Annotated in this window: 20 protein-coding genes; all 20 read right to left on the bottom strand. The window is 58.5% G+C overall.

Features of this window, described 5'->3' with window-relative positions; translation table 11 throughout:
* Nucleotides 1–8: 8 nt before the first annotated feature.
* Complete coding sequence (locus M0Q23_05885) at nt 9–3542, bottom strand: SNF2-related protein (GenBank protein ID MCK9528165.1); 3534 nt, start codon at nt 3540–3542, stop codon at nt 9–11.
* Nucleotides 3542–3763, bottom strand: a complete 222-nt coding sequence (locus tag M0Q23_05880; GenBank protein MCK9528164.1) for a helix-turn-helix domain-containing protein — start codon at nt 3761–3763, stop codon at nt 3542–3544. Before M0Q23_05880 ends, M0Q23_05885 begins: the two co-directional genes overlap by 1 nt.
* 499 nt (nt 3764–4262) lie before the next feature.
* Nucleotides 4263–5048 carry an imidazole glycerol phosphate synthase subunit HisF gene (gene hisF / locus M0Q23_05875; GenBank protein MCK9528163.1) on the bottom strand — a complete coding sequence of 262 codons (786 nt, stop codon included), beginning with the start codon at nt 5046–5048 and terminating at the stop codon, nt 4263–4265.
* A gap of 29 nt (nt 5049–5077) precedes the next feature.
* The gene (locus tag M0Q23_05870) at nt 5078–5764 is read right to left on the bottom strand and encodes an HAD family phosphatase (protein ID MCK9528162.1); all 687 of its coding nucleotides are present in this window, start codon (nt 5762–5764) and stop codon (nt 5078–5080) included.
* Nucleotides 5761–6855, bottom strand: coding sequence for a radical SAM protein (locus M0Q23_05865; GenBank protein MCK9528161.1), 1095 nt, complete (start codon nt 6853–6855; stop codon nt 5761–5763). The genes M0Q23_05870 and M0Q23_05865 overlap by 4 nt, the downstream gene beginning before the upstream one ends.
* Nucleotides 6856–6997: 142 nt before the next feature.
* Nucleotides 6998–7627 (bottom strand): V-type ATP synthase subunit D, encoded by a 630-nt coding sequence (locus M0Q23_05860; protein MCK9528160.1) that lies wholly within the window; start codon nt 7625–7627, stop codon nt 6998–7000.
* A gap of 2 nt (nt 7628–7629) precedes the next feature.
* Nucleotides 7630–9015: a V-type ATP synthase subunit B gene (locus M0Q23_05855; protein ID MCK9528159.1), complete on the bottom strand. Its 1386-nt coding sequence runs from the start codon at nt 9013–9015 to the stop codon at nt 7630–7632.
* A gap of 2 nt (nt 9016–9017) precedes the next feature.
* Nucleotides 9018–10790 carry a V-type ATP synthase subunit A gene (locus tag M0Q23_05850; GenBank protein ID MCK9528158.1) on the bottom strand — a complete coding sequence of 591 codons (1773 nt, stop codon included), beginning with the start codon at nt 10788–10790 and terminating at the stop codon, nt 9018–9020.
* Between the two features lie 15 nt (nt 10791–10805).
* Complete coding sequence (locus M0Q23_05845; GenBank protein MCK9528157.1) at nt 10806–11408, bottom strand: hypothetical protein; 603 nt, start codon at nt 11406–11408, stop codon at nt 10806–10808.
* 20 nt (nt 11409–11428) lie between these two features.
* Entirely contained in the window at nt 11429–11734 is a 306-nt protein-coding gene (locus tag M0Q23_05840; GenBank protein ID MCK9528156.1) for a V-type ATP synthase subunit F, read from the bottom strand.
* A gap of 57 nt (nt 11735–11791) precedes the next feature.
* On the bottom strand, nt 11792–12112 hold the full coding sequence (locus M0Q23_05835; GenBank protein MCK9528155.1) for an ATP synthase subunit C: 321 nt from the start codon (nt 12110–12112) through the stop codon (nt 11792–11794).
* 77 nt (nt 12113–12189) lie between these two features.
* Nucleotides 12190–14106 carry a hypothetical protein gene (locus tag M0Q23_05830; protein ID MCK9528154.1) on the bottom strand — a complete coding sequence of 639 codons (1917 nt, stop codon included), beginning with the start codon at nt 14104–14106 and terminating at the stop codon, nt 12190–12192.
* A gap of 8 nt (nt 14107–14114) precedes the next feature.
* Complete coding sequence (locus M0Q23_05825; GenBank protein ID MCK9528153.1) at nt 14115–15068, bottom strand: V-type ATPase subunit; 954 nt, start codon at nt 15066–15068, stop codon at nt 14115–14117.
* Between the two features lie 6 nt (nt 15069–15074).
* Nucleotides 15075–15389: a hypothetical protein gene (locus M0Q23_05820; GenBank protein ID MCK9528152.1), complete on the bottom strand. Its 315-nt coding sequence runs from the start codon at nt 15387–15389 to the stop codon at nt 15075–15077.
* Between the two features lie 212 nt (nt 15390–15601).
* The gene (locus tag M0Q23_05815) at nt 15602–16054 is read right to left on the bottom strand and encodes a hypothetical protein (protein MCK9528151.1); all 453 of its coding nucleotides are present in this window, start codon (nt 16052–16054) and stop codon (nt 15602–15604) included.
* Between the two features lie 383 nt (nt 16055–16437).
* On the bottom strand, nt 16438–19095 hold the full coding sequence (gene alaS, locus M0Q23_05810; GenBank protein ID MCK9528150.1) for an alanine--tRNA ligase: 2658 nt from the start codon (nt 19093–19095) through the stop codon (nt 16438–16440).
* Nucleotides 19073–19576: a recombination regulator RecX gene (locus tag M0Q23_05805; GenBank protein ID MCK9528149.1), complete on the bottom strand. Its 504-nt coding sequence runs from the start codon at nt 19574–19576 to the stop codon at nt 19073–19075. Before M0Q23_05805 ends, alaS begins: the two co-directional genes overlap by 23 nt.
* Nucleotides 19573–20610 (bottom strand): recombinase RecA, encoded by a 1038-nt coding sequence (recA, locus tag M0Q23_05800; GenBank protein MCK9528148.1) that lies wholly within the window; start codon nt 20608–20610, stop codon nt 19573–19575. Before recA ends, M0Q23_05805 begins: the two co-directional genes overlap by 4 nt.
* Nucleotides 20611–20712: 102 nt before the next feature.
* Entirely contained in the window at nt 20713–21297 is a 585-nt protein-coding gene (gene thpR, locus M0Q23_05795) for an RNA 2',3'-cyclic phosphodiesterase (protein ID MCK9528147.1), read from the bottom strand.
* Complete coding sequence (locus M0Q23_05790) at nt 21290–22546, bottom strand: competence/damage-inducible protein A (protein ID MCK9528146.1); 1257 nt, start codon at nt 22544–22546, stop codon at nt 21290–21292. Before M0Q23_05790 ends, thpR begins: the two co-directional genes overlap by 8 nt.

Below are 22546 nucleotides of genomic sequence, written 5' to 3'. Positions count from 1 at the left end.
CTTCATATTCATCCCGGCGGCCCTCCCCTGCCCAGCAACTCTGATAACCGGTAATTCACGCTTGTAACGCCGAAGTCTGGTTCACGGCCGAAGGGCTCCCGCACATAGGTGATGTCCACCACCTGTTCGCCGCCTGCTTGTGCCTCGGCAGAGAGGTTGACCTGCACAATTGCCAGAATGAACTGATCCGGCTTGTTCAGTGCGGTCAGAATCTCGTTCTTGGTGATGGTCACAGTATCCGCCCCCCGCACGCGCCCCTTCACCTCGATGAAGCGAAGACGGGAATCAACAGCCGGGTCGCGTGACTCGATGTCATAGCCACACTTGTCGGCTGCTACGTCGCGTGGCGCAAACCCGAGTTCCTGTTCAGCCGCGATGACCGCTTGCATGGCGATCATTTCAACGCGTTTGGTCTCCATGGCCTGAAACGTGGAGGATTGTCCTCCACTCAATTTCATGAGAAGTCCTGCCGGGACGATCAGTGCGCCGCCGATGATGTTCGGCGGAAGCGGCGAGATGCGACGTTCCTGCTGAAGATCTTCCATCCGCTTCTGCAGCCGCATCGTCAAATCGTCGGCCCGCTGACGAGCCTTGCCGGAGTTGATCTTTGCATTGATCTTGCCCGCCTGTTCTTCGTGTTTGAGCTGCTCCGCCTGATGGTCCCAGTAAGTGATCTCCGTCGTAAGCCTTTCCTTGACTGCGGCCATGGTCTTCTCGACTATCTGTTCCTTGCGGTCCTTAACCTCCTGGAGGTGAGATGGCACCAGGTTCCGGACAGCATGGTCGAGGGCGCGAGATTCGATCTCGCTCCTCAGCCAGCCGGGCTTTTTCATATGCCGGATCAAGGCCAGCTCCGATTCAGTGGGCGGCCGGTAGTCAAGGTATGGCGCATATCCAGCACCACGAACATCGCCGGATGCTGTCACTTCAGCGAACTGAACCTGGCGAGAGACCACGCGCCGGTTTCCACTCCGATCCGTGCGCGCATCCTGGATGGAGTGCTCCAGGTACACGAGCGCCCGCACATCCTCGTCCGGGGAGTTCTCGTCAACCAGGATGGCACCTTGTCGCAGGAGGTCCCGGTGCCGTTCAAGGATCAGGTCTATAGTGGCGTCGAGAAGCGGGTGGCCGGGACAAATGAACTCCGCCAGGGGCTTGCCGGGGACGCTGATCAGTTCTTTTTCGAACGACAGGCGTTCGTATCGCGTGAGGACGGGATCGCGCATGCCGATGATCCGATCCCGCTTGCGAATGACGGCCGGAACGTGGGTCGCCTCGTAACGCTTCGGCTCCCTTTCCCGCAAGGTGCCGCCGAGCCGCTTGAAGGATTCATTGAAGAAGGCGGCAACGAAATGGGGCTGGAGGCGGCGAGCCTCGGCCCGTTCCATGTCTTCCCGAATCTCCCGGACGCGGGAGGCATCCATGGAGTCGTGCGCCAGGGCGTGTTCCTCGATCAGATCGCGGAGTTTGTTCCGATCCATGGCGTTGTCGACGACCTGGTTCAGCCGCGCACGCACTTCCGGATGGTCTCCGTACCGAATGGCCTCCATGAGGAGGCTCCGCAGAGGCTTATCACCGAAAAGCAGTTTGCCGAGGATGTCGAATACCTTTCCTCCCAGCGCCTTACGTTCCTCCTCCAACTTCTCCAGCAGGCGGCGATACACATCGCCTTCCCGCGTCTTTGACGCGACGAGGTTCCAGCAGTGGCAGACCTCCGTCTGCCCGATGCGGTGGATGCGGCCAAACCGTTGTTCGAGACGGTTCGGGTTCCAGGGTAAATCGTAATTGACCATCAAATGGGCCCGCTGCAGGTTGATACCTTCGCCAGCCGCGTCCGTGGCGATGAGCACCTCTGTGGCTCTATCCTGAGTGAAGAGCGATTCATTCTTCTTTCGTTCCTCACGGCCCATGCCTCCGTGAATAGTCACGACGGATTCCGGCTTCCCGATCACCGACCCGATCCGGTCATGAAGGTAATTCAAGGTATCGCGATGCTCGGTGAAAACGATCAGCTTGCGGCGATGACCATGGGCATCGAACATCTCCGTCTGGTTCTGCAGTAGACTCGAAAGCTCATCCCATTTGCGGTCCGTGCGTGATTGACGAACCCGCAGGGCCACTTGCTCCAAATCCTTGAGAATTGCGATCTCCGCCCTTAGCTCGGCGATTGTCTGGGCTGCCGAGGCCAGATCGACAACGCGCTCTTCCGTGTTCTCGACTTCCTCATCCGGCGCGTCTTCGAGATCTTCAAGGTCATCTTCGGACAGGGACGGGACATCCTTGTACCAATCGATACGGACCTCTGCGCCACGTTTGAGGAGTTCCTCCTCGCGGCATCTCTTTTCCAGTCGCTCCCGACGCCTGCGGAGCGATTGATAGATGGCTTCCGGCGAAGAGGCCAACCGACGCTGCAGGACCGTCAAGGCAAATCCGACCGTGCCTTTGCGGCCGTCGTTGGCAAGTTGTTCGGCGCGGTTGAACTCATCGCGAACATACTCCGTCACACGCTGGTACAGGTCCGCTTCACCGTCGGAAAGCTCGTATTCGACGGTGTAGGCCTTACGCTCCGGGAACAACGGACGACCATCAAACTTGAGCAGGTCCTCCTTAACCATCCGACGCATCAGATCACCGGCATCGATGGAATGAACGCCGTCGCGGAACTTGCCCTCGAAGCGGTCGCCATCGAGCAGCGCCATGAACAACTGAAAGTCCTCTTCCTTTCCGTTGTGCGGCGTGGCCGTCAGAAGCAGGAAATGACGAGTGAGGACGGAAAGAATCTGTCCCAACTGGTGGCGTTTGGTCCTGCGGATTTCACCGCCCCAGAAGGATGCGCTCATCTTGTGGGCTTCGTCGCAGACCACAAGGTCCCAATCCGTGGTCTTCAGTTTCTCCTGTACGTCCTCGTTTCGGCTGAGCTTGTCGAGACGACAGATAGAGAGCGGGTTCTCCGCGAACCAGTTTCCGGTCCGGGCCGCCTCGTACTTGTCATTGGTCATGATTTCGAAGGGCAGATGGAAGCGCCGATAGAGTTCATCCTGCCACTGTTCGACCAGGTTGCCCGGGCAGACAATGAGGCACCGTTGCAGGTCGCCCCGCGCGATCAACTCCTTGATCAACAACCCTGCCATTATGGTCTTTCCGGCCCCGGGATCATCGGCCAGAAGAAAGCGAAGTGGCTGCCTTGGAAGCATCGTCTCGTAGACCGCCGTGATCTGATGTGGAAACGGATCGACGAGTGAGGTGTGGACCGCCAGGAGCGGATCGAACAAGTGCGCGAGACGAATACGGTACGCCTCCGAAACAAGCCGAAAAAGGTCGGAATCACCATCGAAGCTCCAGGGCTTGCCGGATTCCAAAATTTCGATGTCGTCTTCGCGGTCGCGATATATTAATTCATTGGCCAGCTTCCCTTTGCTGTCTTTGTAGGTCAGTTCGATGGCGACAGAACCAATCCAGGACACATCGACCACGGTTATGAACCCCTCCGGCAGAATGCCTTTGACAGTCGCACCGCGTTTCAGTTCTTCGAGTCTGGCCATCAGGATTCTCGTTGTCTGATTTTAGATTGTTCATTTTCCGGCGGAGAAGTGTTCGCACCACCGCTTCTCACCCACTTGTCAACTTCTCGCTGGTTGAATTTCCAAAGCCGACCGATCTTGTGGCCCGGCATCTGCCGTTCACTGATCCACTTGTAGACCGTGTCCCGCTTGATACCGAGATGGCCGGCAATCTCATCTACTGAAAGCCATCGGTCTTCCATCATTCGACCTCGCTCACTGTTTGCTTCATCGGTTGCCTCCCAACAGCATCTTTCTTTTGGTTGATCGGTGTCCCACGTTCCAGTCCTCGTTGCTTGCATCCCAACAAACCAAGACAAACAGGGTTACAATATATCAAACTGATGCCAAATGTCAAACTGTTTATCCGGTTTGTTGCTAACATGAAATAGTGCCTCAGGGCGGGTCTTTCATTGACGGCGCCTTTCCAAAGGGTATACAGGAAGGAAAAAGGAGGACTGAAACAGGCAAACGTGTTCATGACCGGCGGCACGGGCTTTGTCGGAGCACTCCCGGCGCGCGATCCGGTCCACAGAGGCCGCCGGCGACAATGATCCCGACGTCCACGCTGGAAGGAACGGAAAGAAGCATAAAAGGGATTTCATGCCCGGCGGGAAACCCGACGATCGGAGGCTCGTGTTTCTGCCCGGGAAATTCGGCTCCGTTCTGCTTCGAGGACAGCGTGTGGAGTACGGACGGGGGTCACCGTTTGTGAACAGACGGGGGATGGAGCAGGTCTATTCCGCGTTCCATCAGGTATTCCTTCACCTGACCGATACCGATGACCCGGTAATGAAAAACAGAGGCGGCCAGGAGAATCCGGGCGCCCCCTTCCGTTACCGCTTCGTAGAAATCCTCCAGTTTCCCCGCGCCGCCCGAGGCGATGACGGGAACCGTCAGGGCGCTTGAAATGGCCCGTGTAAGCGGGATGTCGTACCCCTCCCGTGTTCCGTCTCCGTCCATGCTGGTGGGAAGAATGACACCGGCGCCACGGTCCTGGCATTGCCGGGCCCACTGGACTGCATCGATACCCGTCGGTTGCGTCCCGCCGGAAGTCACCAGCTCGAACCCGGAGGGCATGGCGCCGTTGCGGCGGGCATCGACGGCCACGACGATACGCCCGGAACCGAACCGTCTCGATGCTTCGTCGATCAGGTCGGGACGTTTTACGACGGCGCTGTTGACGGAAACCCTGTCGGCGCCGGCTTCGAAGGTGAGTTCCATGTCCTCCGGAGACGATATGCCTCCCCCGACGGTCAGGGGAATGTCGATGACTGAAGAAACAGCCCGTACCCACTCCAGGCGTGTCCCGCGGTTCTCGAGAGTGGCCGCTATGTCCAGCATGGCCAGCTCGTCCGCCCCCTCGGCCTGATAGAAGGCGGCGCCTTCCACGGGATCACCGGCATCCCTCAACCCCACAAAGTGGATCCCCTTGACGACGCGACCGTCTTTCATGTCGAGACAGGGCATAATGGTCACCGGACGTATCGCCGTCTTTTTCTGTTCCATGGCCATGTTCACCTCCCCGCCTCGCCCTCGTCGGCTGTGACCCCGCCGTATCGGGACAGGTCCAGGCCGGAAACAAGTTCCTTGAGTTCTCGAAGCACCTGCCCGCCAGTCCGGTATGCAATGGCATGCCACCCGCATTCCCGGGCCCGCCCGCAATTTCCCTCGTTGTCGTCAATCAGGCATATACATTCCCCCGGAATGTCCAGGCGGCGCGCCGTTTCAACAAAAACCTCACCGTCCCGCTTGCTGAGACCCAGGTGAAAACTGTTGGAAACATAGTCGAAGTGCCGGAAAAACCCGTCCCGGGCATCGAGCCGGTCAAGCCAGTCGGTCTGATCGCTGAGAATTCCCACTGTCAGGTCCAGGGACCCGAGATCATCGGCCAGATCCAGAACCCATGGACGCAGTACAAAGCGCGCCAGGATTTCCCGGCGCAGGCACTCATCGGTCCCCGCGATACCGGTTTTTTCCCGCAGGGCCTTCCAGAAAGCGGCCTCATCGGCACGGCCCGTGAGGTATCCCGTGGATGCCACCAGATCGAAGGCGGCGTCGATGAAAAAATCCCTGTCCAGGCCGCCGGTGTCCGCCAGAGCCGTCAGTCCTCCGACGAATCCTTCCTCGGCAATGACCCCTCCGTAGTCGAACAGAACCGCGGCGATCCCCGCGTTGCCCATGGATGTTACCCCGCCGCTCACAGCGAGGCCCTTCGAAGCATGTCCCGGGCATGCATGTGCCACGATTCGTCCACGGCTTGTCCCTGGGCAATGAGATCGAGCACCTGCTGCTTTTCTTCGGGAAAGCGGTATCCCTCGTAGTCCTGGGTAAAGAGAAGCCCTCCCCTGCCGTCGATCCAGGAGTTCATGGCATGATCGAAGCAGACCCTCGATGTCACGTCAAGCCCCTCGACCATCACCTTCAACTCTTCCAGCCGTTCGTGGGGCGACGAGAGGGTCAGCCTGCCCGCCTTGTAGTCGTCGTACAGGGGCGTACCGGGCCGGGGAACCAAGGGGCGCGAACGGATATAGTGGGGGTTAATGGCCGTCAGAACGCGGGCCGTGTTTTCGGCATGCTGCTTCCAGCGCTCGCGTCCTCCCAGGTCGGGCATCCAGTATTCGGAAAGCTGGAACCCCGCTTCAACGGCCTGCCTGCCCCCCTTGATCTGTTCCTCGCCGGTGACCCCCTTTCGGATGAGACCCAGCAGCTCGTCGTCTCCCGTTTCAAGTCCCACGTGAAGGCGGTCGAGACCAGCCATGCGGATGTTTTTCAGGTCTTCCGGTTTTCTCTGGGCCAGCGTTTTGGAGCGGGCGTAGCTGGTGACGCGGGACACCCAAGGCAATTGTTTTCTCAGGTGAACGAGTACGTCGACAAGCTCCGGGGGACGCATGATGACACTGTTCGCGTCCTGGAGGAAAACCGTTTTGCCTCCCGAGTAGAGCCAGTTGAACACGATGATGAAACAGTGGTTTCCGTTCAGCGACGGATCGGCCCGCACAATGGCGGCACCCACGTCCCGGGTGATCCTGCCGCCGAAACCAAGTTTCCACGAAATCGACCGGATGTCGTCCGCCATTTCGCGCACGGCGTCAATATCGGCCTTGATATGCTCCACCGGACGGTACTCAAAGGTATGGTTTTTATACATTTCACAGAATGTACACTTGTTCCAGGGACAGTTCCTGGAGACCCTGAGGAGCAATGAAGAGCTTCCGCCTTCACTGGGCGGGCGGTACACGCCCACATCGAAGGTGAGCGTTCCGAGTTTTTGTATAGTCGAATCCGGCATCATGGGGACATTTCCTTTTTCCTTTTTTTCAGTCAGGAAGTTCCGTATTGATCAGGGCCTAATATAGTGTCCACCGGGGGCTTTGTCAAAAAAAAGGGCGGCCCCCGGGGGCCGCCTCGGAAAACGTTCCGTGTCGAAAGCGGGTTCAGGCACCCGCCTCTTCATGACGCTGCCGGATGAGCTTCTTGACGAAAACCTCCTCCCGCTCCATCTCTTCGATTCTTCCGGTGATGTAGACCTTCGCTTCTTCATGCTGGGGTATGAAGATTTTCTCCAGGGCATTGACCCGGCGCTGGACCTTCTTGAGTTCCCGGGAAAGCAGAATGATGACCCGGGCGATGGCGGCGTACTCGGAAAGTATCCGAAGTGCCCTGATTGATTTCTTTTTCGCTTCGTCGTAGGAAGCGGTTGACTGCGGAACAGTGTGGGCTACGGGCAGCTTCTTTTCCCTGATAGTGATTTTCGGAAGCCGAAGGCCCATGAGTCGGGTCGATTCCATCCGAAGGTAGTAGCTCCTTTTTTCGGAACTGCTCTGCAGCGTCAGGACGTCTGAACCCATGTCAACGGCGGCCAGGCGGTAGGCTCCGTAGAACGAACCGAGAACGTCCGCCAGTTCCGCCTCGATGCGCCGGGCTTCTCCCACGCGTTTCATGATCTCGATTACCAGAACCTCCCGCTTCTGGTTCAGCAGGTCGTATCCTTCGTAGGCGAAGGTGAGTTCGTCCTTGATTTTTCGCAGTGACGATTTGGTCGGTGGAAGTTCCAGGTGCGGCATTCTTATCCCTTGCCTTCAGCAATGTAGTATCGCTGTATATCCTCGCGGCTGATGCGGTACAGCTCTTCCTGAGGCAGGTACGACAGCATCCGCCAGCCCATCTCGAGGGTCTGCTCGACAGTCCTGTTTTCAAACTCTCCCTGCCGGAGAAACTCATCTTCAAAGGCAACGCCGAAGGTAAGATAGGTCTTGTCGAGTTCGGACAGTTCCTCTTCCCCGACGATCGCCGCCAGGGACCGTATGCGCTTGACCTTGGCGTAACTGGCGAAGAGCTGTGCCGCCACCTGCGCGTGGTCACCCCGGGTCCGCCCTTCGCCGATACCGTCTTTCATCAGCCTCGACAGCGAGGGAAGCCCCGCGATGGGCGGGTAAATACCGCGATTGAAGAGCTCCCGCTCCAGAACGATCTGTCCCTCCGTGATGTAGCCCGTCAGGTCCGGCACAGGGTGGGAAATGTCATCGCTGGGCATGCTCAATATGGGCATCTGAGTTATGGATCCATTAAAACCCTTGAGCCTGCCGGCCCGTTCGTAAATGGAGGCCAGGTCGCTGTAGAGATACCCCGGGTACCCTTTGCGGGAGGGAATTTCGCCCCGGGAGCTGGAAAGCTCCCGGAGGGATTCGCAATAGTTGGTCATATCCGTGAGGATGACCAGGACGTGCATCCCCTCGTCAAAGGCCAGGTGCTCGGCCAGGGTCAGCGCCACCCGGGGCGTCACGAGCCGCTCGATCGAAGGAGCGTCGGCGAGACTCAGAAATATTGCCGAGTGGGTGAGAACCCCCGATTCCTCCAGGGAGTTTATGAAAAACCGGGCCACGTCGAACTTGACCCCCATGGCGGCGAAAATGACGGTAAATTCCTCTTCTTCGGTGAGGATCATGGCCTGCCGGGCTATCTGGGCGGCGATGAGGTTATGGGGCATACCGCTACCGGAGAATATGGGCAGTTTCTGTCCCCTGATCAGGGTGTTCATGCCATCGATGGCGGAAATGCCCGTCTGTATGAAATCCCTGGGGTATTCCCGGCTCCAGGGGTTGACGGGCAGCCCGTTCACGTTCATGCGCCGGTCGGTCACCACCTGGGGATACCCGTCAATGGGGCGTCCCAGCCCATCGAAGACCCGTCCCAGCATGGCCCGGTCAACGGGTATTTCCTGGGCGCGCCCGACGAAGGAGACGCGCATGCCCTCCAGGGCCAGTCCGCTCGTACCTTCAAAGACCTGGACCACCGCCTTGTCTTCATCGACTTCCAGTGTCTCGCCAACTCGCAGTGTCGATCCGTCCCGAATCTCGACAATCTCTCCGAGGCCGACCCCCTTTACCCCCTGGACAAAGATCAGCGGCCCCGAGATTCCCGCTATTCTCGTGTATTCGATTTCGAAGGACATGATCACACCCCCAGAACCAGTTCTTTGAGCGATTCAACCTCTTTCATGAGGCGTTCATGATAATCGTCTATCAGTTCGGTCTCCTTGTTCGGTATCTCCGACTTCAGGCGCACCATCCCGGTAACCGCTTCGAGGTCGGTAATGTCCTTAAGAACAAGACCGGCCTGTACCAGTTGCATCCCCCGCTCGTAGAAGGCGACCAGCATCTTCAGAATTTTCAGTTGTTTCTCGGGACTGCAGTATTTGTCCACGGGATCGAAGGAATTTTGCTGCAGAAAAGCGTTCTTGATCATTTCGGCCACGTACAGGGTGAACTGCTGGGTTGTCGGCAGGGCGTCGGCCCCCACGAGCTTGACCAACTGTTGGAGCCGGTTGTCTTCGAGCAGAATATTCATGGCTGCGTTGCGAACGGCAAGCCACTGGCTGTCCAGGTTCTTCCACCAGCTTTCTATGTCGTGGAGGTACTCCGTATAGCTGTCTATCCAGCTGATGGACGGATAGTGGCGCGCGTCGGCGAGCGTCTTGTCCAGGGCCCAGAAGCACCGCACGAATCGCGATGTATGCTGGGTGACGGGCTCGGAAAAATCACCCCCCGGCGGTGAAACGGCGCCAATGATCGTGATGTCGCCGTCGGCTCCCGACAGTGTTTCCACCAGGCCCGCCCGCTCGTAAAATTCAGCGAGCCGCGTGGCGAGATAAGGCGGGAATCCTTCTTCTGCGGGCATATCGCCCAGCCTGCTCGAAAGTTCCCGCAGGGCCTCGGCCCACCGTGACGTTGAATCGGCCATGATGGCCACGCTGTACCCCATGTCGCGGTAGTATTCGGCGATGGTGACGCCCGTGTAGATACTTACCTCCCGGGCGGGAACCGGCATGTTCGATGTGTTGGCGATCATGACGGTCCGCTCGATCAGGGGGCGTCCGTTCCGTTCGTCGATGAGGTTGGGAAATTCCGTGAGAACGTCGGTCATCTCGTTCCCCCGCTCGCCGCAGCCGATGTAGACAATGATATCGGCATTGCACCACTTTGCCAGGGCGTGCTGGGTCATGGTCTTTCCCGTTCCGAAGCCACCGGGAATGGCCGCCGTTCCGCCCCGGGCGATGGGGAAAAAAGTGTCGATGATCCGCTGGCCCGTCACCAGCGGAATGTTTGGGTTCTTCTTCTGCTTCACCGGTCGGGGGGTCCGTACGGGCCAGTACCCGGCAAGCTTCCCCTCGTATGTGCCCCTGGAGGTCTCCATCCTGTAAACTACGTCCTCGATGGTGTATTCCCCGGCTTCAGCGATGCCGGTGAGCGTACCCGAAAGACCGGGCGGAAGGACTACACGGTGTGTTATGAGGTAACTTTCCTGTATCTCACCGATGACGTGCCCTTCCCGCAGCGTTGTCCCGGCGGTTACGGAGGGGATGAATTTCCATTTCCTGTTTGTATCCAGGGCGGACAGTTTTATACCCTTTTCAATGTAGCTGCCGCACAGGTCGGCAATGCCCACAAGCGGCCTCTGTATGCCGTCATAAATACTCGCAATAAGCCCCGGACCCAGAAGGACTGACAGCGGCCTGCCCTCGGAAACCACCTCGTCCCCCGGTTTGAGCCCCGTGTTGTCTTCGTACACCTGGATCAGGGCTACTTCCCCGAGAAGCCGTATGACTTCTCCGATGAGCCGTTCGGGCCCCACCTCGGCGATATCGAACATTTTGATGCCCCTCATGCCCACGGCTTTGACGATGGGGCCGTTAACCGAAATCACTCTTCCCCCTATGAGGCCATCCATGCCATTTCCCCCGCTTTATTCAGTAAAACCATGTTTTTTCAGAACATCCATCACCTCGCGGCGGATCATGGCGGATTTTCTGAAATAGATTCTGTCCACGGCGCCGTTCAGAATACGACCGTCCTCACGATCCTCGACGAGTGCCCCGCCCCGTTGAAGGGTTTTGTCTTCCTCGATGGTCCAGGGGGCTGTGCGGCCCGACTCGGCCATGGCTTTCTCGATATCCTTCCGGAACCCGAGATCCTCGCCTCTCAGCATGACGCGGGCCTCGCCGGGAACCCGTTCCAGGGCCCCCGTGATGAATCGCAGGAGAAAGTCCCTGTACCGGGGATCGGAGCCGATGGCCCGGAAGGACTTCTCAACGCACCCCTCGGTGAGATCCTCCACGGCCCGGAGCCGAAGTTTCCTCTTTTCCAGGATGCCCCGGTTGGCAATCCGCGACCGTTCCCATTCCAGACGCTCGGTAATGTCGGCTTCAACCTCCTTCAGGCGCCGGTCAATGTCGGCGGTATGGCTCTCGTCGAGCTGCTTCAGCTCCAGGGCTTCCCGCCCTCTCACGGCCTCAATCGCCCGGTGCGCCTCTTCCCTGATGGAGTTCTCCAATGATGAATTTTCCATGAATACCCCTTCCGCCAAAATTACAGGGCGATACCGAGCGCCTCGGTGATGTAGTCCAGGGCCGAGGCGCTGAATCCTTCTTCATCGTCGATACCGGGTATCTCAACGACCACAGGCAGGGCGCCCGTCATGGCCATTGCGCTGATTCTGGCCTGAAGTCCCCGGGCCAGGTCGTTGGTAACAGCCAGGATGCTCGCGTCGCCCCGCGAAACAATATCATCGAACCTGCTTTCCGCTGTCTCCTCATCGCACACCACTCCGATTATTCCGGCGAGGCGAAAGGCGCTTACCGTATGAATGTCACCGATCAGATAGATTCTGCTCATGGCATGACACCCTTGTCAGGATGCCGCCCGCGACAGATCGCGCCGGCATCCGTCCTGTTACAGCTTGTTCAGGATCATGATGGAGATAATCAGGCCGTAAATGGCGATACCCTCGGCAAGACCCACGAAGACAAGGACCCGCCCCATCATTTCCGGTTTTTCACTGATGGCACCCATGCCTGCCGATCCTATCTTTCCGACGGCGAAGCCGCTTCCGATACAGGCCAGGCCGACGGCCACAGCCGCCGACATGTACGCGGGCCCGAGCCATGTCGTACCCCCGACCGATTCCGTCGCCCAGAGCAGATCGGGACATACCATCATACCGATACAAACGAGAATCGCCACCGACGCCCCTCTTACCGTGCTGTTCGCCATCATCATGCACCTCCGCTGTTTTCAATTGCATCACCGGGCAGGGAGAGTGTAGTCCTGTCCCCGCTTTCCGTTCATCGTCAGACCTCGACCCGCTTGACTTCACCGGGCGGCCGTTCCGCCAGCCTGAAAGGCTCGAAAACCACGCCGGAACCCTTGAAAAACTTGCTGAAGAATTCGTAATATTCCAGCCTCAATGACTGTATGCCGCAAATCAGCCCCTCAAAACCGATAATGAATATGTTTCCCGCGACGATCACCGCGATGGCTCCCGGGGAACGCAGCGAGGGATCGAGCATGTGCGCCAGTGTGTAGGTTACAATGCCCAGGCCGGCGTGAGAAAGGGCGAAGGCACCGACCCTGATGAAGGAAATCGTGTTGGCGAGCATGCTGATTGCCAGCTCGAATATTTCCATGATCGTCTCGACGATGTACTCAACGGCGCTGTGGGGCGCGCGGCTTTTGAATATAAGCGGTCCCAGGACACCCCGGAGGGCGAAAAGGACAACCGGGAAGAGTATGAAGACCGATGTTTCCCACAGAACGGGCACGTGGTCCGTCGCCACGAACCGTACGGCGAAAAAAACCAGGGCGAGGTAGGGAACCAGGATGACAAGCCCCCGTTCCTCCAGCAGGGCTTCCCCGTATTCACCGTTCATAACGCAGTTGATCATGTTGATGATCAGCCCGACGGTAATGATGACAACGCCCATCATGACGGTGAACCCGAAGAGGGTCATGATGTTGTTGATGGGGTGGAATATCAGCGCCGGTATGAGGTGCTCGTGAGAAAACACGCTGCCGAAGAGAATACCGCAGAAGGCGGCCCCGAGACCACAGAGAATCATGATGCCTCCGGCCTGGCCGACGGGACCGGCGAGCACGCCTTTCTTCCGGGCAATCCTCCTGAGGATAACGCCGACCAGGGCCAGGGTCAGCCCCTGTCCCAGGTCTCCGAACATGATGCTGAATATGATGATGTAAAAAACGGCCGCCAGGGGTGTCGGGTCTATTTCATCGTTTGAGGGGACTCCCATCGTTTTCACGAGCAGTTCAAAGGGCCTGAAGAGCGCCATGTTCCTCAGGCGGACGGGAGCCCGGGGGTCCCGTTTCCCCTCGATGGAAAGGATGTGCCGATCACCGCAGACACGGTCGAGAAGAGCCGTCAGCCGCTCCCGGTCCCGAATATCCATCCAGCCCGTAATGAACATGGCCCGGGACGAAAAGAGCGACATCCGCAGGGATTTGATAATTTCGTCGACCCTTCTGTAGTGATACAGCATGGCCGGAAGTTTTTCCGCCGCTTTCCGCCTGAGCTCCTCACGGTACCCGCCGAGGATGGATGCTCTCCTCCGCAGCGTTTCCAGCCGCGATTCCGCTCCTTCGACCGACAGGCCGACGATGTCCCGTGAGCGGTCGACAAAGCCCCTGTCCTTCAGGAAGGTCTGCATTTCATCACGCTGGGCCGGCATGGCGACGGCGAAGACATAGGGGCCCTTTCTGACGGCAAGGAAGCCGTCTTTTTCCGAAGGCTCCCATCCCTCGTCTTCGACCGTCCCGAACACCATGGTCATCAACCGCGTCCTGGTAAGCGCCCCGGAATCGACACCCATGGACTCCAGGGCCCGGAAGCAGGAAAGACGATCCTTAAGACGGGTCGATTCTTCGTCGTTTTTCGAACGCAGCCGCTGCAGGCGGTTGACAACGGAGAGCATCTCCATGACGGAGTGCCCGTCCTCCGCCGCGTCGGGTTCTGTTTCCCGCGGCACGTGGATGGAGGAATCGACATCGAGGACCCGCATGATGGCGTCGATCCCCATGAGGATCTCCCGTATTCTCGCCTCCTCGGTTTTCAGCCCTTCCTCGGCCTGGCCTTCATCATGCGAAAAGCGTCCCAGGTGCATGATGCCCGCTCTTCCCAACTCCAGAGAGACATCGTGGTAAAACCGCTTTTCGAGAGCTATGGACACTCTGCGTATGTCGGACTTTACAAACATCGGCGTCCTCAGGTTTCGCTGATGATCCTCTCAAGTATGTCCTCGTGAGGCAACCGGAACCGAAGCCCCTCGAAGATGACGAACATGTTCTGAATCTGGCGGCCCAAAAGCCACAGGTAGGCCGCGACACAGCAGATGGAATGAAAATCGCGGTAGAAGACGTGTCGGATCCAGCGGTAATAATACTGTTCCAGGTGGTGTTCTATGTCCTGCGCGCCCGGTTCCGATCCGGTCTGCTTCTTCAGTTCTTCCAGGTCTCTGTCCAGCTGACGCTCCACGGTGACGATAAAGCGTGCCGGGCCGTCCTCCATGAGATCGTTCGCGATGTTCCCGTAGGCCGTGGCCCTGCCGTACTCCCACCCGTAATTGATGGTAAGCCGCCACTTCCAGGCGGTCATGGACACGGCGGCCCGCATGAAGATGATTTCGCGCAGAAAGGCGGCGTCATCGCGATCGAGAAAGGCGGCGCAATCCAGCATACGGGCCAGCGTAAGCCGGTCAAGGCGGATCAGGAGGTGATCGTAGTTCACCGATCCCCTAAAGAGACCGTCAAGCCAGGTGTCGGTAAGCATGCGTTCGATGGTCTTCGGGGTAAGTTTTTCGTCCAGAAGGCCGCGGTCAAGGATGGCGAAACGGCCGATATCGTACCATTGCTCCGCTACGCTCCTGTCAAAGGCCTTCGCCAGAAGCAGTTTCAGGTTCCGGGCTTCGTAGCGCCGCAAAAAGGCCATAAACAGAGGAGCATGGTAGGCCGTCGCCTCGGCAAGGTTAAGGACGTCCCGGATCTGCTCCCTGAAGAGGGCTTCTTTACCGGAGATCGTCATCCGGTGGGCTTCGGCGGTTTTTTCCACAAGGCCTTCCTGCTCCCGCAGTAACGCGTTGTAGTCCCTGAGGCGAAGAAGCCTGCCGCGCATGGCATAGATTCTCGTGTGAAGATATTCCTTGTCGGCGTAATTTTTCATCGTCCCTCAATCAGCGAGCAGGATGGAAAGAATCCGTTCCTCGATCTCCCCCGTAACGTCAGGATCGTTGAGGAAGTGTCTCTGCCTGTTCCGGGTCGACTCGAGTTCTTCTTCCATCGCGCGATTTGCCTCATCCACGGCCTTTTGAAGCCTGCCGTCGGCATCGGCGGCAATGCGCTCGAACTCCCGGTTTTTTTCGTCCTCAAGGGATTTTCTGTGCTCCTCGACAGCCTTTCTGCTGTCCGCTTCAGCTTTTTCAAGCTCTTGGGCACACTGCCGCTCGACCTCGACAATCCGGGCAACCATACTATCCGTAGCCATAGGCCCTCTTTCCTCCTGGACTTGACGACCCCGTTAAAAGTTTAAAGCATCCGATTCGGGACGGCTTTGTAAAAAGTTCCTCAAGGAACGGCGCGCGCATCCTGAAGAATGAGGCGTACGTTAAGGTACGCCGCGATGACGAAGGAAGGAACGCAACCAGGCATCCGGCACCGGTACCGGTGACATGCCTCCGGTACTGGTGTACGAAGCCGTCAGACTTTGTTGTCGTCTTCCTTCTGCTCCCTCTCATAACCGACGGACACACACCAGATAATCCGGTCAAAAAAGAAGACAACCCGGTTATTGACTTCCAGGACCTTTTCGGCTCCCTGATATTCGGCGAAAAATTTTTTCTCTATGAGAAACAGCCACAGGTGACGCTTTATCAGCATCAACATCATGATGACTTCCGAAAGGGGAATGCCCTCATTGTACTTCTCGCGACCCGTTTCCACATAGTGTTCAACGATCTTGCCCTTCGTCTTCCCCCCGCCGAGCCAGGAGCTGAGCATCCCGTAAACATCGTAGATCTGACCGTAAATCCTCGTCTGGCGGAGATTCCGCAGATGCTTCGTCTCTTCCCTGGTGAGAAGATCTTCAACCAGGCGCTTCGCCAGTTCCTCGCCGCTTTGTTCGATGAAATCGATCATGTTCCGGGAAATCATGGGTCCTCCCTTCTTCGTCTCTTCGTCCACCTTTGACAACCAACAGAAGGTTCAACAACATGAACCGCGGGGAGATCTCCTCTCCCCGCGCTGTTCACGGGGACAGCCGCGGGAATCCCGGCAGGAACCCCGACGTCAATCGTTGTGCATCGAGCGTGATTACAAAAAGGAACAAGGAACGGTCACAGAGAACTGTAAGAACCATCCGCCACCCCCCCTGACAGACAATTCCTGAAACGTTCACCAGGAAAACGCACATTGTGCACGGTGCGTACAGTTTTTGACGAGATGCTTTACATGATGACCGATGAATTCTTCTTTGTCAACGGCTTTTTCGAGGACGGGGCTTTTTCGCTTTTATCGTTCACCGGCATGTCGGGGTGTCATGGGTTCCCCGCGGCAGCGACGATCTCCTTGAATCTCTTCAGCGCGTCGCCCAGGCCGGACGGATCGGATCCTCCCGCCTGGGCCATATCGGGACGACCACCGCCTTTCCCGCCCACCAGGGGGGCTATCTCCCTGATGATGTCACCGGCGTGAAACCGGCCGGAGAGGTCCCTGGTAACCATGCACAGAAGCATGGCCTTGCCGTCGATGACGCTTCCCAGACACAGGACACCGGAGCCGAGCCTGTCCCTGAACCGGTCGCCCATCTCGCGGAGAGTCTTCACGTCGGGAGCCTCCAGCGTCGCCGCCAGAACGGGCACTCCGCCGATCTCTTCCGCATCTTCAGCCAGGCCTGATGTGTCCCGGAAGGCAAGCTTTCCCTTAAGGACGCCGCACTCCCGTTCCAGTTCCTTCTGGCCGGCCAGGAGCTTCTCCAGACGGGCCGTCAATTCCAGGGGATTCGTCTTCAGGAGCGCCGCCGATCGTTTCAGTATCTCCTCCGTTCTCCGGCCGTGGCGGACCGCTTCTCCACCGGTGACGGCCTCGATACGCCGAACACCGGCCGCTATGGAGCTGTCGGAAAGGATCTTCATATACCCGATGTCCCCTGTTCGGCTCACGTGGGTACCGCCGCAGAGTTCGGCGCTCAGGTCTCCCATTCGAACCAGGCGCACAACGTCACCGTATTTCTCGTCGAAGACGGCTGTGGCCCCCGTTTTCAGGGCATCGTCCCGGCTCATGATTTCCGATGTGACGGGAAGATTGAGGCGTATGTATTCGTTCGCCAGGGTTTCAACGCGGTCAAGCTCTTCCCCGTCGATGCGGGCGAAGTGGGTAAAGTCGAAACGGAGTCGGTCGGCGTTCACCAGGGAGCCGGACTGCTTTACATGATCTCCGAGAATACGGACCAGCGCCGCCTGCAGTATGTGGGTTCCCGAGTGGTTGGCTTCGATGGCCCGCCGGAGCATCCTTTCGGTCTTGAGAAGCACCGTTTCACCCACCCGTACGCGTCCCGAGGCGACAACACCCACGTGCGTGAAGAGGGTGTCCAGGGGTTTCCGGGTAGCACGAACTTCGAAGCGGGCGTTTTCATGCTCCAGGACACCCACATCCCCCACCTGCCCTCCCGCTTCGCCATAGAAGGGCGTCCGTTCCGTTATGACTTCCCCCTCGTCGCCCTCGAGAAGCTCATCCACGGGTTCTCCCCGTTTCAGAAGGGCGATGACCCGGGACGATGCCTCGCAGTTGCCCTCGTAGCCGACGAATTCCGTTGACACCCCTGAAAGGGCCAGGCGGCGGTAGGTTTCGGAAACGGCCTCTTCACCGCTCCCCTGCCAGGACCGGCGGGCCCGTTCCCGCTGGGCCTCCATGGCGGCATGGAATCCCTCCGTGTCGAGTGTCAGGCCGGCCGATCGGGCCGCTTCTTCCGTCAGGTCCAGGGGAAAGCCGAAAGTGTCGTAGAGTTTGAACACCACGGCACCGGGGATGATCCTTTCACCCGCTTTGCCGAGACGCTCGATTTCCTCGTTGAGAATGCGAAGTCCCCCGTCGAGGGTTTCCATGAATCGCTGTTCCTCGTTGGTCACGACGGTACGCAGGAAGGATTCCTTGTCCAGCAGTTCCGGATACACCCGGCCCATCCCGGCTATGACCACCGGCACGAGATCCGGGAGAAAGGGCCTGTCGATTCCGAGGAGCCTGCCGTGCCGGGCGGCCCTCCTGAGTATGCGGCGCAGAACGTATCCCCGGCCCTCGTTGCCCGGCAGGACACCGTCGGCTATGAGAAACGTCAGTGCCCGGGCGTGATCGGCAATAACGCGAATGGATATGTCCCCGTCGCCGTCGCTCCCGTAGGATTTTCCCGACAGGTTTTCAACGGCGGTGATGATGTCGCTGAAAAGATCCGTGTCATAATTGGTGGGAACTCCCTGAATAGCCGCCGCCAGGCGTTCGAGCCCCATGCCCGTGTCGATATTCGGCCTGGGGAGAGGCGTCAGGTTTCCGGAAGCGTCGCGATCGAACTGGGTGAACACCAGGTTCCATATCTCGAGGTAGCGGCCGCATTCGCACTCGATGCCGCAGGAAGGTTCGTTGCACCCCAGGGCTTCGCCCTGGTCGAAAAGAATCTCGGAACAGGGACCGCAGGGACCCGTATCACCCATGACCCAGAAATTGTCCTTTTCACCGAGACGGACAATCCGGTCCGCGGGAATACCCACGGTTTTGTGCCATATCCCGAAGGCTTCGTCATCGTCTTTGTAAATGGTGATCCAGAGGTTCCCGGCGGGGAGCCCCATGACACGGGTGAGAAAATCCCAACTCCAGGTAATGGCCTCGACCTTGAAATAGTCGCCGAAGGAAAAGTTGCCCAGCATTTCGAAAAACGTGTGATGGCGGGCCGTGTATCCCACGCTTTCGAGGTCGTTGTGCTTTCCCCCGGCACGGACACATTTCTGTGAACTGACCGCCCGGGTGTAGCCGCGGTCCTCCTGCCCCAGGAAAAGATTCTTGAACTGCACCATGCCTGAGTTGGTAAAGAGCAGTGACGGATCCTCCCGGGGGACGAGGGATGAACTGGGAACGACGGTATGATCCCGCTCCCTGAAATAATCCAGAAACTTCTGCCTGATCTCATTGGCCGTCAACACTGTCACTCTCCTTGACCGGGTGGTCCAGCACATCGTAAATAACGGACAGCGGAAACCCCTTCGCCGCCAGGTGCCTGATTAATCGCTGCTTCTCCTTAACGGAAATTGCAGGTGCTGTCAATCGTTCAGGGCTTTGTTTTTCCAGTATTTTCAGTATGGCTTCACGCTGGGTTACTTCTTTCCTCGCCTCTTCCACGGCCCCCTGCACAAGCTCTTCGGGAATGCCCATGTCCAGAAGCCTGGCCTGTATTTTCCGGTCTCCCCAGAGACTGTTGACGGCGTAACTGCGGGCCCACTGGCGGGCCACGGCGGCATCGTCGAGATAACGCAGCTCCCGGAACCGATCGATGACCGCCGTTACAACGGCTTCGGGAAACCCTTTCTCCATCAGCCGGATGGTGAGTTCCCTGATGCTTCTCGACCGGCGGGCCAGAAGGCGGTAGGCCGCCGTCCGGGCGGCCCCCTGAAGACGGTCTGCCTCACTCATTCCTCACCGGAAGCGGCGGTTTCACCACTTTTTCTTGCCAGAACAGGGAATTTTTTCCGAAGATTCGCTTCGATGGCCTCCGCTATGTCGGGATTTTCTTTGAGGAAGTTTTTCGCGTTTTCTCTTCCCTGCCCGATACGTTCCCCGCCGAAGGAATACCATGCCCCCGATTTTTCAACAATGCCGTTGTCGCCGGCCAGGTCGAGCAGGTCACCCTCACGGGAAATGCCGGTGCCGAAAATGATGTCGAACTCGGCCTCCCTGAAGGGCGGTGCCACCTTGTTCTTCACGATCTTCACCCTGGTTCTGTTGCCGACCTGATCCTGACCTATCTTGATGGATGTTGTTCTGCGAATGTCGAGGCGCATGGAAGCGTAGAACTTGAGGGCGTTCCCGCCTGTCGTGGTCTCGGGGTTGCCGAAGAAAGTGCCTATTTTCATTCTGAGCTGGTTGATGAAAATGACCGTTGTCTTTGAACGACTGATACTGCCGGTGAGTTTTCTTAAGGCCTGTGACATGAGGCGGGCCTGAAGTCCCATCTGGGCGTCTCCCATGTCCCCTTCAAGCTCGGAACGGGGGACCAGGGCCGCGACGGAGTCCACCACCAGGACGTCCAGTGCCCCGCTTCGAACGAGGACTTCGGCGATTTCCAGGGCCTGCTCGCCCGAATCAGGCTGGGAGATGAGCAGGTCGTCGGTGTTGACACCGATTCTTCGGGCGTAGGTCACGTCGAGGGCGTGCTCCGCGTCGATGAACGCGGCAAGTCCTCCCTCTTTCTGGGCTTCCGCGATAACATGGAGGGCCAGGGTTGTCTTGCCCCCCGATTCGGGGCCGAAGATCTCGATAACCCGCCCGCGGGGAATGCCCCCCACGCCGAGGGCGAGATCCAGGCTGAGGGCCCCCGTGGGAATGGCGGGAACGTCGGAAACAACGTCACCGCTCCCGAGCCGCATGATGGATCCCTTCCCGAACTGCTTTTCTATCTGCGAAATCGCAAGGTCTACCGCTTTTCCCCGTTCCGAATGTACCGCCATGTGATGCTCCCCTTTCGTATTTCGTATAGTATTCACACTAGTTTCGACCCCATTCACCCGTCTCCCGAGGAGAGAGGTTCTCCGCGAATACCCGGGATTCCCTCATATTTCATCTCCGAAGGGGTACCGTTCCAGAGGGGTGTACCGAGCGCCCCGGGGGTGCAGGTCACTTCTGAACAGTGTCAGCCCGCGTACGGTAAAGGAGGGCTCTTCCCCCGTTTTCTGCAGGTCCATGGCTTCCTTCAGTCCCGGGACCGCCTCCATGACTGATGTGACGCGTCCCAGGGTCACATGGGGCTTGAAGGACCGTTTTTCCTTCCTGCAGCCGAGTGCGTCAAGCTCCGATTCGATGCGTTTCCGGAGCCCGGAAAGGACCGCTGTGTCCCCGCCGAGACCGACCCAGATGGTCCTGGGCCTGGTCACGTCCGGGAATACTCCCACTTCCGCCAGGGAGAGGGTGATTGTCTTTTGAGAATCCGTGTGTTTTCTCACGGCCCGGGACAGGATCTCGAGTAGTCCGGAATCGGTATCGCCAAGAAATTTCAGAGTCAGGTGAATCGAAGAGGGAGCGACCCACCGAACGCCGCCGAGCCTTCCTTTCAACCGGTTCTGAACCATTTCGAGGTAATCGACGACGGGTCCGGGAAGCTCAACGGCGATGAACATCCGCATGCTCTGTCTATTCATCACAGACTTGCGTTCCTGTCAAGTATTTGTGTACCATCTCCAGCGCCATGCTGGAACCGATTTTCTTTATGTCCCGCCGCCCCCGGCGAATCCGCGCCTTCCGGCAGACGACACGTTGTCTGTCGGCAAGGGCGATATAGACCGTCCCCAGGGGTTTTTCCGCGCTTCCTCCCGATGGGCCGGCAATCCCCGTGGTTGACAGCCCCAGGTCCGTTCCTGCCGAGGCCCGTATCCCCCGGGCCATCAGCCGGGCCGTTTCGCGGGACACGGCACCATGCCGTTGGATAACGTCCGGAGGCACACCCAGAAGATGCACCTTCGACTCATTGCTGTAGGCGACGACCCCTCGTTCCAGAAAGAGGGAACTGCCGGGAATGTCGGTGAGACGATCCGTTATGAGCCCGCCGGTGAAGGATTCGGCGACGGACAGGGTGAGAGCCCGTTCAGTGAGAATCCGGGCGACGACACCTTCCAGTGTTTCGTCATCGAGACCGTAGATATAAGGACCGAGCGCTTCATGAATCCGCCTTGCCGCTTCATCCAGACGGGCGACCGCCTCGTTCCTGCCCCGACCCCGGGCCAGGAGTACCAGGTGGTTTTCCGGAAAACGGGGATAGAACCCTAAGGTAACACCGGGGAAAGGGCCCATACCGGCTATTATTTCATCCACCCGGGATTCTGAAAGCCCGAAGATTCGAATCGTCTTTCGGGCCTTTTCCCCCCCGGTCACGGGAAAATCACGCTCCAGGAGCGGCAGCACGCCCCGGGGAACCATCTGTCGGACCTCCCGGGGGACACCGGGAACCACAATCACCGCCTTGTCCTCCCGTTTAAGGTAAAAACCCGGAGCCGTGCCCGCGGGATTCTCGATAATTCCCGCTCCCCGGGGAAACCACGCCTGTTTGGCGTTGTTTTCCGTCCAGGGGATACCGAAAGAACTGAAGCGTTCTTTCAGGCGCGCCAGGATTTCCCGATTCTCATCGAGGGGAAGGTTGAATGCGGCCGCGATGGCGGCGGTTGTTATGTCATCCGCCGTCGGTCCGAGGCCGCCGGAAACGATGACGGCATCGGACCGGGAAAGCAGATATTCCAGGCCGTTCGCTATCGCTTCGGGGTCATCACCCGTCAGAAGAATCGTCGAAACATCCCACCCGGAGAGGTCAAGCTCTCCCGCGATGAAGGAAGAATTGACGTCCGGGATCGACCCTCCCGTCAGTTCATCCCCTATAATAAGCAATCCCGCTTTCAT

Source organism: Syntrophales bacterium (assembly GCA_023228425.1).
Classification (GTDB): Bacteria; Desulfobacterota; Syntrophia; order Syntrophales; family UBA2210; genus MLS-D.
The sequence above is the reverse complement of the archived record's forward strand: the minus strand, read 5'-3'. Positions and strand labels throughout refer to the sequence as shown.